We start from the raw sequence: 12,460 nt of genomic DNA, 5'->3' as shown, positions 1-12,460 counted from the left end.
CATTAAAATCTAGCGTTTTCTATTTTTCAGAGAAATAATTACCTGCAAAATATAAAACAATCCCAACAATTAAAACTATAATTATATTTAATTTAAAGACTAAAAATTTATCTAAAAACGTGACACAAGCTAGCATTATACAAATCCATAATATATCTAATATCCAAAGTATAAAAAACTCTTTTACTTTACCACGTTTAACATTCCCCTCAAAACAACTTTTTTTGGTATAGGCCATAACGGCAATGATAATAAGAACTATAAGCAAAAATTGAGAAATAATTCCTAAATTAAAGTTTATATAAAATGTTAAATCATTGACCCCATATTTATTAATTATAGTTAAACATTGTGTAATATAATTAATAATTGACAACATAATTATGAACATTCCTGTATACATAATGTATTCGCTACAAAGTTACAAGAAATCATAGCTTGATTTATAAGTGCTTACTATTTCTTCGCAATATTGTTTAATATCAGATGTTCCTAGCATAGTTTCAATACCTACACCTTGCTGCTCTGCATTTAAAAAGCTGTCCAATATCTGTTGAAGGAATTCTTCTGCATCTCTTGTCCTTATATTTGATGTTCTTATATAGACAACAATGTCAAGAAATATGCTTTCATTTTCTGGAGATAAGTTTTCAGCTGCTTTATTTAATTGTTTTATTAATGATTTTGTTTTAATCATTTAGATCATCCCCCAATATCTTATTAACTGATTTAGAAATTTTATCCCATGACATGCAAAAGATTATTAATTCTCCTTCTCCTAATTTAGTAAGAGAATAGTACTTTCGTTTTGGTCCAAGAGGTGAGTCTCGGCTAATTGATGATAACAAACCGTTTTTTTCTAGTCTAATTAGCAAGGGATAGAGGGTCCCTTCAGATAAATCATCAAAGCCAGTGGTTTTTAGTGAATTATACAATCCATATCACCTACCGTGTAATGTAACCTAGTAACTATAATGTATGGCAAGTATGTTGCTATGTCAACTACATAAAAATTGTGCTCAAATTCCTTGCTAAGCACCTAAGGAGTTACACTTATTGTGTTAATTCAAGATAGTTAAACTAACACAATAAGTGTAATTACATGATATTATGACATATTACGACATAAATTCCACTAATAAAAAAAGTAAAAACCTCATTTAGATGATAGAATGGACATGCAAATAAAAAACTTGATGTACATATTAAAATTCGGAAGGTGAGGTACAAAAGATGAAAAAAACGGTAAGAGCATTAGTATTAACTTTAGGTATTTTAGTAACAACAGGAATAGGTTCAGTCGTGTACGCCCAAGATACATTTAATTACACAGTTAAGTCAGGAGATAGTTTGTGGAATATTTGTGTTAAATATGAGGTTGGAGTTTCAGAGGTTTTAGCTATTAACCCTCAGATAACAAATCCTAGTCAAATAATCCCTAGCCAAATCATAAAAGTACCAAACTTAGCTGAGGATAAAAAATTAGAAAAAGAAGTAGTAACATTGGTTAATCAGGAAAGAGCAAAACAAGGACTAGCTCCCTTAAAGGATAATTGGGAACTATCGAGGGTAGCTAGATATAAGTCAGGAGATATGGGAGATAAAAACTATTTTTCTCATACATCACCAACTTATGGGTCGCCTTTTGATATGATGAAAAACTTCGGCATAAAGTATACGTCTGCTGGTGAAAACATTGCAATGGGTCAGCAAACGGCGGCTTCAGTAATGAAGTCTTGGATGAATTCTCCAGGACACAAAGCTAATATTTTAAGTAAGAATTTTACTGAAATAGGAGTTGGAGTAGCAAAAGATAAAAGTGGAACGATTTATTGGACTCAACAGTTTATAGGAAAATAAATAATTTAATGACATTTTAGAAGGAAAACCCCCCACTTCTATAATCGGGGGTTAACTACCCTAGCAAAAATAAAACTTCAGTAGAAGTATAAATCTCCTTCTGAAGTCATTAATATTACAGCTCCGCAGGAGATGATTTAATATGGTCTGTGTTTTTAAATGTTGAGTTTTAACAATATTTAGAAACTCAGATTTTTTTTGTTAAATGAAATATTCTAGCTAGATAATAATATTGATTATACATAACCAAAGTTGCCATTATGTTCATATATCATCTTATAAAATTATGTTACACTTAAAAATATAATATGAGAAAGGATAGTGAATATATGATGAAAACAATGAGCATCTAATGGAGTTTATAAGGGAATATAGCCCGAAGAGGGACGATTATATATAAATAGAACAAAGGAAAAAAACTACATTAATTAAAATAGAGAGAGTGATCGAATGAATTTTTTAAGAAACATAGAAAATGGAGCTATAAATATTAAAAAAATGGGAATCATTAAAGCTCTTCTTGTCATGTTTCTATCAATTTTGTTGGAGGGATTAGGGCAATTACCTGTAGAAGTTTTAAATTTATTCTCTGGGAGATTTGAAAAAGTAGTGCCTTATATAATTTTTATTTTTGGGGTATTGGTTAAATTGTATGTTATTATCATTTTATTCAAGTGGCTTAGTAATAAAGCAAATGATCAAAAACCTAAACAACAATTAGATTGGATGGATTTTATTTATGCAGCCCTCATGATTATAGCCTTCCGTCTGCTATTTGATAACAGTGTAACTTTGTGGGTTAGCAAGATATCGATGCCAAATTTTATAAAACAATCATTCGAAGAACTACCTAGTTCGCCAATTATATCAATATTTAGTGATATTGTCGTAGCACCTATATATGAGGAAATTGTTTTTAGAGGAATATTATTGAAAGGAATGACTAAAAAAATAAATCCAACTATAGCTCTTGTAGCATCTGCATTATTGTTTGCTCTAGTTCATATGAACATTCCTAAAGGCATAAATGCATTTTTACTAGGATTAGTTGTTGGAGTTATATATTTAAGAACGGGCTCAATTTATTTAAGCATATTTGCACATTTCGTAAATAATATTCTGGCTATTTTGGTTTCTCCGCTATTTTCATTAATAGGAGGGAAATATGCTGTGGAAATTCATGGGATGTTTTTGACTGTAGGGGTCATACTTTTAGTTATAGCTTGTAGTGGACATAATCATAATAAAATTAAAAACAAACCAGGCATATATAAGCAAGTTATAGAAATATAGATATTGTTATTTTGTTAAAAAGAAAAATAGGTGAAATGAAAATATATACATAAAGAAGCCTCTAACAACTTAATCTGTTAGAGGCTTCTTATAGTTAATGAAAAATTATTATATTATAATTAATTATTTTAATTCATTCATCATTTGGTTAGCTTCATCTTTTAATTGTTGAACTTCATTATCTGCAGCATCTTTTGTAGGATACCATCCTTTTTGTTTCATAGCGTCAAATATCATATATTGAATGTTTTGATCGTTTTTAAAATTGTCAATTAGGGTACTCCTCAAATTTGTACAAGAAGATTCAGTTATTCCTGTACTATAAGCAGAAATAACCTGTTTTTCTGTAGCAAGTAAATCATGCATCAAATCTTTTTCGCACATACTTGTATTCATATAATATCCCTCCATTTATATATTATTGATGAGAATCAAGGTAAGTTTTTAATGTATTAAAGTTTTGTTTATGTGTTTGGCTAGCTTCAGTGCAAAGATTTTTTAAATTTTGATCTGTACATTGTGAACCATATTCATTAAATTTTTTATTAAGTAATGATTCATATCCTAATTGGTCTTTAATAACTTTTAGGTTGTTGCTTTCAATTTGTTTATTTTCAGCATTCATCATATTTATTACCTCCAGTCTTTTATTTAAATCGGAACAAGAGTATTATCTGCTTTTTGTATTAAAATATAACTGGTAAATTAATGTAATAATAATGTAGAATTAACTTATCGAATAAAGGTAATTTATAACAAAAGTGTTTAAAGAAAAATTTATTATAAATAGATTTTTATTGAAAATTAATAAAAATTAAGAAAATTTTAAGGTAACATTAATCAATATTTAATAAAAATGGAGTACAATATATATATAATAAGAAAGTTAGATTAGACGGGAGTGACTATTATGCCTACTATAAATATGCTGTCAACAGCTGATAAAGTCAAAGGTCAAGGAGTAGGCTCAGCTTATTTAGAGCAAGTAAATTTAGTCCAAAACGGATTAGATAAAGAATATAAAGTTGTAATAAATAAAATAGCAAGAACCGAAATAATGCATTATCATAGTATTGATTTTAAGCATTATTTGAGTATACCTCTTGCTAAAAGAAAAGGGGTAACAGTGGGCTATGTGCATTTTTTGCCTGAGACTATTGAAGGAAGTATTAAATTACCCAAGTTAGTTGAAAAGATTTTTTATAAGTATATAATAAGTTTTTATAATAGTATGGACTATTTAGTTACAGTAAATCCTAATTTTATAACTAAACTTGAATCCTATAATATTGATAGAAAGAAAATTACTTACATTCCTAATTTTGTTTCTACTGAAAAATTTTATAATCTTTCAATTGAGGATAAATACATAGCAAAGGAAAAAATGAAAATTGCAAAGGATGCCTTTGTTGTGCTTGGAGTAGGACAAATACAAACAAGGAAAGGTGTTATTGATTTTATTGATATCGCAAAAAAACTTCCAGAAGTACAATTTATTTGGGCTGGTGGGTTTTCTTTTGGAAATATTACGGACGGATATAAAGAACTAAAAAATGAAATAGAAAATGCACCTGAAAATATCTTATTTACAGGGATAGTTGAAAGAGATTTGATGAATGATATATATAATGTATCAGATGTTCTTTTTATGCCATCTTATAACGAGCTTTTTCCTATGTCAATACTTGAGGCAATGAATACTCACACTCCAGTACTGCTAAGAGACTTGGAACTATATGAGGACATATTATTTGATTATTACTTAAAAGAACATGATAATGAAGGGTTCATTAAGGCTATAGAAAAATTAAAAAATGATGCAACTTATTATAAGCAGGCTAAAGAAAAAGCTATAAGAGGGCACAGTTTTTATTCTAGAGAGAATGTACTTGCTATGTGGAAAAAATTTTACGAAAAGGTATATAGAATAAAGGGTAGGTAATCTAATGAAAAAATATAAATTTAATATTATTTTGGGGATAGCTTCTGGGGTTATATTTGTTTTGTTGATCATTTTCACAAACGGTTGGATGGATTTAATTCATCAAATGAAAAATTTGCAAATTCAATGGATATTCGTAGCAGTTATTTCCATGATGCTATATTGGATTTTTGAAGCTAAAACTTTGCAAAGTATTATACTTTTAATGAAAAAAGACTATAAATTCAAACAAGCATTTAAAGTTACTATGGTAGGGCAATATTTTAATTCAATTACTCCATTTGCATCTGGGGGTCAGCCAATGCAACTATATTCACTTACAAAACAAAAATTGGGAGCTGGCAAATCTGGTTCAGCGCTGATGATTAAATTTATTATCTATCAGACGATATTGACTATATATTCTTTAATTCTTATATTTTGGAAAGCAGCTTTTTTCAAAAGTAAAATGAGCAATTTATTTTATTTAATAGGGTTTGGATTTACAGTTAATGCCAGCGTGATTATATGCTTAATTATATTTTCTAAGTATCGGAAATTAACACGAAAATTAATAATAGCTTTTTCTAAAGTATTAGGAAAATTTAGAGTGGTAAAGAATATATCAAAGCTAGAAATACGTATTAATGAGAATTTAGATCAATTTCATGATAATATGGAGATAGTAAAGCATAGCAAGGGATTGATGCTTAAAGCTGTTGTTTATACAGTATTTCAACTGACAATATATTTTAGCATCCCTTATTTTATTTATCTTAGTTTTGGAATGAAGGGTGCTAGCATAGGCAGTATGATAGCTGCAACCGCGTTTGTAATTATGCTCACAGCGTTTATACCATTGCCTGGAGCTATTGGTGGAGCAGAGGGTGCTTTCTATATGTTTTTTAGTTTGTTTTTCGTATCTAATAATATAATGGCTGCTATATTATTATGGAGGATAATTACATTTTATTCCTGTATAATTTTTGGGTTTTATGCTACTGTAAAAAATTAGAAAGTGGTCTTTAACGATATTTCAGAAGGAAAGTATCCCACTTCTACAAGTGGGAGTACCTACTATAAGTAGGAATTACTTGCCCAAACAAATAGAAAACTTCATTGGGAGTATAAATATCCTTCTGAAGTCGATAATGCAGCTTCTGTGAAGCTGTTGCAGCTCCGCAGGAGATGATTTAATGCATATTAAGCAAGAAAATTTTATAAGGAAATTATAGTGTTTAAAGGGGATTGATTATGAATATTGGAATTTTTACTGATGCTTATTATCCACAAGTAAGTGGGGTAGTTACTTCTACTATTATATTGAAAAATGAATTAATTAGACTTGGACATAATGTAACCATTATTACTGTTGCACACCCAGATGTAGAGGAGCAGGAGGGTATCATTAGATTGCCTAGCATACCATTTTTTCTTTTGCCTTCACAAAGAGTTGGGATGATATATTCACGTAAAATTATGAATAAGATAAAAAAAATAGACCTAGATATAATACATACACAAACTGAATTTAGCATAGGAATATTTGGAAGAATAGTTGCTAAAAGATTAGATATTCCTGTAGTTCACACCTATCATACTATGTATGAGGATTATATCCATTATATATCTCATGGCATAATGCTTAAGCCTGCTTCACAATTAGCTAAGAAGGTAAGTGAGCTATATTGTAGAGATTGTAGTGCTATAATAGTTCCTACAATAAAGGTGAAGGATGCATTGGAAAATTATGGATTAACAAGGCATATAGATGTAATACCAACTGGAGTTAACATTGAACCATTCAAAAGAAGTAATTACAATAAAGAGACTATCAAAGATGAAAAGATATCTTTTGGAATAAATGAAACCCAACCAGTTGTACTATTTATTGGGAGAATAGCAAAAGAAAAAAGTATAGATATAATTATAAATAGTATGAAAGAACTAACTAAGAGAATACCGAATTGTAAATTGCTCATTGTAGGTGATGGACCAGAACGTGAAAATCTAGAAAATTTAGCTAAGGCATTGGGCATTGAAAAATCTGTAGTATTCGCGGGAGAAAAACCTTGGGAAGAAATTGGCAGGTATTATCAGATGGGAGATGTGTTTGTAGGTGCTTCACTAACTGAAACGCAAGGCTTAACATTTGAGGAAGCTATGGCGGCACAAATTCCTGTGGTAGCTAAATACGATAAAAATTTAGATGGTATAATTCGCGATAAAATTAATGGAAGATTTTTTTATAAAGACGAAAATTTAGCTGAAATATTATTCGAAATATTAATGGACAAAGAGGAATCTGCATTAATGGTGAAAAATGCTTATGATAGAATGGAACCATTATCGTCTAAGTGCTTTGGAGAAAATGTTGAGAAAGTTTATATGGAAGTTGAAAAACAAAATTGTATGCTACAAAATCAAAAAGTAACATAATGAATTTAACAAAAGAGAATTAATTCTAAGCCACATTCCTATATTCTATAGGAATGTGGCTCAGGTTGTTTACAAACCCAGTATAATTTTTTTATTATACTGGGCTTTTTACATGCAATTATGCGATAGCATTTTGAGTTATGGATAAATTTAAAATAACAACTATCTTCTTAGTTAGAAAATCAAAAAACAGTAAAGATAGCAGGCTAGCTATCTTTTTCATATTCTGCACTGCTGCTGTAAGCAGACACTGCTCTTGCACATTTTCTAATCCACGCATATGGCAATAGCGAAGCCCATGCAGTTGTTTTGAATCTGCGAAGCTTCGCTCTATAGTTTCTTTTCTTCTTCTATATATATTTCTGCCTTTATCTGTTCTGGTGAACTTTACAACATCTTCTTTATACGTTTCCCAAACATGTCTTCTAATAGTTTTAAACTTGCTTTTTGCAGAAAAGCATTGAGCTCTGTTTGGACATATGTCGCAATATTTTGCATTACCAACATATTCTTTATATCCTTCTCTTGTTGTTGTTTTATAATGTAAAGCCCTTAAGTCAGGGCATACGTAAATGTCCTGCTCTTTAACATATTGGAATTTATTTTTTGTGTACATTCCTTTTGTATGTGGAGACCTACGGTATCCCATTACAGATTTTAATTCCCTCTCATATAGTTTTTTACATATAAGATTTGTAGCATAACCAGCATCTGCACCAACATATTTTGTATTAAAATTAAACTTTTTTATTTGCACATCTAATCTATCGATATAAGGATCAACATCATTTATGTTTCCAGGAGTAACATACACATCAGTAATTATATTATGTCTGCTATCGACAGTTCTGTGATCTAAATATGAGAAGCCTTCCGGCTTGCCATCTCTCATCATATATCCACTGTCAGGGTCGGTTGTGCTAACTTTAGTTTCTTTTATTTTGGTAACAGGTTCTTTTTCTTTTAAAGGTTTTTTACCATGGTTTATTCTATCTTCTTCTACTGCTTTATTAAGTTCAGCTATATATTCTTTCGGCGTTTTTTCAACTTCAATTTTCACAAGCTTTCGCTTATTAGCATTTGCTTTTAGGTGTGTAGAATCTGTGTAAAGTATTTTACCGGTTACCATCTTAAGATTTATAGCCTTAAATACTACTTTGTCAAATATTTTTTGAAACACATCTGTACCTTTAAACCGTCTACGTCTATTTTGGCTAATTGTTGAATGATCTGGAATAGGATCAGTAAGACTTAGTCCTAGAAACCATCTATAAGCCACATTTACTTCAATGTCCTTTACAAGTTGTCGTTCAGATTTTATTCCAAATAAGTACCCAATAAACAGCATTTTAAAAAGTATAATAGGATCTACGCCAGGTCTTCCATTATCTAAGCAGTAATATTTTTTAGTCAGTTCTCTTATAAAAGAGAAATCCATGTATTTATCTATATTTCTCAGAATATGGTCTTTAGGAACTAAATCTTCTAAATACACCATTTCTAGTTTTTGTTGTGTGAAGTTCTTTTCATTAATCATAATAATGCCCTCCGAATTATAAAGTTTGTATACTATATATATTCGACATTGATGTCCTAAAATCCTTTTTGAATATGAAAAAAACACTCCAATTTTAAATTAGAGTGTTTTACATTTTATGTTTGTCAACGGTCTGAGCCACATTCCTATATTCTATAGGAATGTGGCTTTTTAATGTCAGCTGAAAATTTTCGTAGTTATACCAATGAATATATCTTCTTACCCATAATAAAATGCTGTCACACATGTTAAGGTCTAAGTATTTGGGTAGTAGCGCTTTACATCATTTGGTATAAACTACCTGCATTCTAATTTATTTCAAGTAATTATAATTGTAAGAATAAATTGAAAAAAACCGAAATTAAAGTAAAAGTATATTGAAATTAAAGTAAAATGTTGATAAAATAACAATTGAAAGGTTTACAAAAGGAGGGAGACTAATATGAAAAGAAAAAAATGTGATGAATTATTAAATGAATTCAAACTTCAAAAAGTTGAATTTAAAGCTAATAAATTAAAATTTGTTTTAAATGACAATAAAGATATATATAACATAACAGCACCATTTGAAATTGATAATGAAGTAGTTATAGCAGGAAGAGTTGAATCAAGGGATTCCGAACATTCGAAAATAATGTTCTTTAAAGAGATTGAAAATGAGTGGAGAGTAATTGAGGGAACCCCGATTTTTGATTTGCAAGATCCATTTGTAACTAAAATAAATGGAGAATTAGTTTTAGGCGGAGTAGAGATTTACGAAACAGGAAATGAAGACATGCCTATATGCTATAGAACTGTATTTTTAAAAGGAAATTCATTAAAAAAATTAGAAAGATTTGCTGTTGGACCAGACAGAATGAAGGATATAAGACTACTCGAGTTATCAAATAATAAAATATTAGTATTTACAAGACCACAAGGTGAAATTGGGAATAGAGGTACTATAGGTTACTTTATTATGAGGAGTTTAGAAGAGCTTACTATAGAAAACATAGAAAGTGCGAAACTTTTAGATAATATGTTTTATGAAGAAGAATGGGGTGGAGCAAATGAGCTTCATTTACTTGAAGATGGTACTATAGGAGTTTTATCTCATATAGCTAAGTTTGATAATGAGGGAAATAGACATTACTATTCATCAGTATTTACATTTAATCATGAAACTTCAGAATATAGCAAAATGAAGTTAATTGCAATAAGAGATAATTTTGAAGAAGGGGCAGCAAAGAGACCTGATTTAATAGATGTAATATTTAGTGGCGGATTAATAAGAAAAGAAAACGGACAAGCGGAACTTTACTGTGGAGTAAGTGATGCAGAAGCTCACAAAATATTAATTAGAGATCCTTTTAAATTTTAACTGCATTTCAGAAGGCAAGTCTCCCACTTCTATAAGTGGGAGTACCTACTATAAGTAGGAGATACTTGTCCTAACAAATAGAAAACTTCAGTGGGGGTATAAGTCTCATTCTGAAGTAGTCAATGCATCTTCTGCGAAGCGATTGCAGCTACCCAGGAGATGATTTAATGAGAAAATAGTAAGGGAGAAATTTAAAATGAGAAAAAATAAAGTAGTTGCAGTTTTAATGAGTTGTTTATTAGGAACGTCATTATTAGTAGGGTGTGGTGGAAGCAATAAAGCGAACTCAAGTAATAATCCGGATGGAACACTAGTTATTAATGGTGATTACATAGTGCCTCCAGCTGCACATGGCAATCCATTTATAGGGGGATTTGTAAACGGTATCGAACCGTATATGCAAGATAATCTATTTGTATATGCACCATTTCCGTCAGCAAAATTTAAATCTCATTTAGGGGAAAGTTATACATTTGAAAATAAAGTTTTAACAGTTAAATTAAAAGATGGACTAAAGTGGAGTGATGGGTCACCATTAACTACTAGAGATGTTGAGACTACTTTCTATATGAATATTGGAAGAAGACAGGTTTGGGAATTTTTAGAAAATATACAAATTGTAGATGATACAACTATGAAGTTTAACTTTAAAACAGAAAGTCCATTAATAATAAATATGGCCTTTGATATTAAAATTAATGCACCTACATCAGTATATGGTAAGTGGGCAGAAAAATATAAAGAAATAGCAATGACAGGAAGAAAGTATCATCCAGAAACACTAACTTTCTGGTATTTAGAAGAGTCTAATAAGAAGTTACAAGACTTAAATATTGAATTAGAAGGATTTAAGCCAAAAGTAGAGGGAACTATTGGATCAGGCCCATTTACTGCAAAAAATATTACAACTTCAGGAGCGTTATTAGTTCAAAATCAAAATTACCGTGAAGAATTAGATATTAAACAATTAAGAGTTATGAGAGTAGTTACACCGGAAACAGCGGCAACAGCTATGGTGGATGGAACGCTAGATATGCACAGTGGTGGTATTGTTAGAGATGTAGAAGAACAAATTAAAAAGGGTTTAGACACATATAAAGCGCAGTATGTTTCAGAATTTAGTCAAATGTCAGTTGTATTTAACACACAAAAATATCCTGCAAATAAAAAAGAATTTAGACAAGCTATGGCTTATTTAATTAATAGAGAAGAAATAATGCCATTAACAGAACCAGGTAGTTTAAAAAGTGAGACTACATTAACAGGTCTTCCAGCTACATTACAAGAAAGCTGGGGAGTAAAAGATTTTGCGAAAAATGAATTAACAGATTATTCATTTGACCCTGAAAAGGCAGAAAAATTACTAACATCGATTGGTTGGAATAGAAATGCTGCTGGTACTTGGAGAAATGAAAAAGGCGAAGTTGTAACATTTGAATTAGCTTGTAACAATGGGTGGGGTTCAGCTATGTTGCCAGGTGAAGCAATTGCAACAAAACTTAAAGAGTTTGGATTAGATGTTCAATTTAGGCCAATGGAAGGTTCAGCGTTTAATGATTACTTTACTAAGAAAGAGCACACTGTAATTATTGAATTTGCCCCAACTGGAAATGTACTATATGCACATCCATATGGAAGTTACGAAGCAATTTATAGATCGAGACCATTCTTAATGGGATTAGAGACAAACGAAGAAGGAAATATAATTATTGAGTCAGAAGGTGAAGAAGTAAATGTAACTGATTTAGTTAAGAAACTATTTACAGCCAAAGGTGATGAAGTACAAGAAATAACTAAGAAATTAATGAAAATAACTAATGAGCAAGCATATTTTATTCCTTATTTAGAAAAAGGATTCCCGATAAGAACTCTAAAAGATAATGTTACTTTAGGGTTTGGAAATGATGAAACAATAAAAGATGTTAGATACTCTGGTGTAGGAGAAAATCTACTTGCAACTTTAATAAAAGAAAAGACTATAATTTTGGGAAAATAATATTAAAGGTGTCTTATACATATTATAGGACACCTTTTTTCAAGGGAGGATCAT

The 12,460-nt window shown here is 30.2% G+C and carries 14 protein-coding genes; 7 read left to right on the top strand and 7 right to left on the bottom strand.

All coding sequences use genetic code 11. The features are described from left to right. Positions 1-19 precede the first annotated feature (19 nt). The 3 genes from ACWJKP_RS19680 to ACWJKP_RS19670 are packed head-to-tail and all read right to left on the bottom strand — an operon-like array spanning position 20 to position 935. The gene (locus ACWJKP_RS19680; protein ID WP_224578699.1) at positions 20-379 is read right to left on the bottom strand and encodes a hypothetical protein; all 360 of its coding nucleotides are present in this window, start codon (positions 377-379) and stop codon (positions 20-22) included. Between the two features lie 42 nt (positions 380-421). Next, positions 422-697, bottom strand: a complete 276-nt coding sequence (locus tag ACWJKP_RS19675; protein ID WP_224578701.1) for a hypothetical protein — start codon at positions 695-697, stop codon at positions 422-424. Next, positions 690-935, bottom strand: coding sequence for a PadR family transcriptional regulator (locus tag ACWJKP_RS19670; RefSeq protein WP_165413277.1), 246 nt, complete (start codon positions 933-935; stop codon positions 690-692). Before ACWJKP_RS19670 ends, ACWJKP_RS19675 begins: the two co-directional genes overlap by 8 nt. A gap of 298 nt (positions 936-1,233) precedes the next feature. Between ACWJKP_RS19670 and ACWJKP_RS19665 the strand changes: the two genes are divergently transcribed. Then, positions 1,234-1,860: a CAP domain-containing protein gene (locus ACWJKP_RS19665; protein ID WP_165413276.1), complete on the top strand. Its 627-nt coding sequence runs from the start codon at positions 1,234-1,236 to the stop codon at positions 1,858-1,860. Between the two features lie 450 nt (positions 1,861-2,310). Next, positions 2,311-3,153 (top strand): CPBP family intramembrane glutamic endopeptidase, encoded by an 843-nt coding sequence (locus ACWJKP_RS19660; RefSeq protein WP_165413275.1) that lies wholly within the window; start codon positions 2,311-2,313, stop codon positions 3,151-3,153. Positions 3,154-3,276: 123 nt separating this feature from the next. Here ACWJKP_RS19660 and ACWJKP_RS19655 read toward each other — a convergent pair whose 3' ends face one another. Both ACWJKP_RS19655 and ACWJKP_RS19650 read right to left on the bottom strand, forming a co-directional pair. Further along, the gene (locus tag ACWJKP_RS19655) at positions 3,277-3,549 is read right to left on the bottom strand and encodes a spore coat protein (RefSeq protein WP_369811875.1); all 273 of its coding nucleotides are present in this window, start codon (positions 3,547-3,549) and stop codon (positions 3,277-3,279) included. A 22-nt stretch (positions 3,550-3,571) separates the two neighbouring features. After that, positions 3,572-3,781 carry a hypothetical protein gene (locus ACWJKP_RS19650; RefSeq protein WP_165413274.1) on the bottom strand — a complete coding sequence of 70 codons (210 nt, stop codon included), beginning with the start codon at positions 3,779-3,781 and terminating at the stop codon, positions 3,572-3,574. A 282-nt stretch (positions 3,782-4,063) separates the two neighbouring features. On the opposite strand from ACWJKP_RS19650, the gene ACWJKP_RS19645 reads away from it, so the two are divergent. The 3 genes from ACWJKP_RS19645 to ACWJKP_RS19635 all read left to right on the top strand — a co-directional run bounded on the left by ACWJKP_RS19645 (position 4,064) and on the right by ACWJKP_RS19635 (position 7,513). Continuing rightward, entirely contained in the window at positions 4,064-5,095 is a 1,032-nt protein-coding gene (locus tag ACWJKP_RS19645) for a glycosyltransferase family 4 protein (protein ID WP_165413273.1), read from the top strand. A 4-nt stretch (positions 5,096-5,099) separates the two neighbouring features. Then, a complete protein-coding gene (locus ACWJKP_RS19640) occupies positions 5,100-6,089 on the top strand; it encodes a lysylphosphatidylglycerol synthase transmembrane domain-containing protein (RefSeq protein ID WP_165413272.1) in 990 nt (329 codons plus the stop codon). A gap of 239 nt (positions 6,090-6,328) precedes the next feature. After that, complete coding sequence (locus tag ACWJKP_RS19635) at positions 6,329-7,513, top strand: glycosyltransferase family 4 protein (protein WP_165413271.1); 1,185 nt, start codon at positions 6,329-6,331, stop codon at positions 7,511-7,513. A 118-nt stretch (positions 7,514-7,631) separates the two neighbouring features. On the opposite strand, the gene ACWJKP_RS19630 is transcribed toward ACWJKP_RS19635, so the two are convergent. Both ACWJKP_RS19630 and ACWJKP_RS19625 read right to left on the bottom strand, forming a co-directional pair. After that, positions 7,632-9,050: an IS1182 family transposase gene (locus ACWJKP_RS19630; protein WP_224578821.1), complete on the bottom strand. Its 1,419-nt coding sequence runs from the start codon at positions 9,048-9,050 to the stop codon at positions 7,632-7,634. 109 nt (positions 9,051-9,159) lie between these two features. Next, complete coding sequence (locus ACWJKP_RS19625) at positions 9,160-9,297, bottom strand: IS3 family transposase (RefSeq protein ID WP_462961358.1); 138 nt, start codon at positions 9,295-9,297, stop codon at positions 9,160-9,162. A 195-nt stretch (positions 9,298-9,492) separates the two neighbouring features. On the opposite strand from ACWJKP_RS19625, the gene ACWJKP_RS19620 reads away from it, so the two are divergent. Both ACWJKP_RS19620 and ACWJKP_RS19615 read left to right on the top strand, forming a co-directional pair. After that, positions 9,493-10,410: a DUF1861 family protein gene (locus ACWJKP_RS19620; protein ID WP_165413270.1), complete on the top strand. Its 918-nt coding sequence runs from the start codon at positions 9,493-9,495 to the stop codon at positions 10,408-10,410. 196 nt (positions 10,411-10,606) lie between these two features. Beyond that, the gene (locus tag ACWJKP_RS19615) at positions 10,607-12,406 is read left to right on the top strand and encodes an ABC transporter substrate-binding protein (RefSeq protein WP_165413269.1); all 1,800 of its coding nucleotides are present in this window, start codon (positions 10,607-10,609) and stop codon (positions 12,404-12,406) included. Positions 12,407-12,460 lie beyond the last annotated feature (54 nt).

It is taken from the genome of Clostridium sp. CM037 (genome assembly GCF_055081095.1).
The sequence above is the reverse complement of the archived record's forward strand: the minus strand, read 5'-3'. Positions and strand labels throughout refer to the sequence as shown.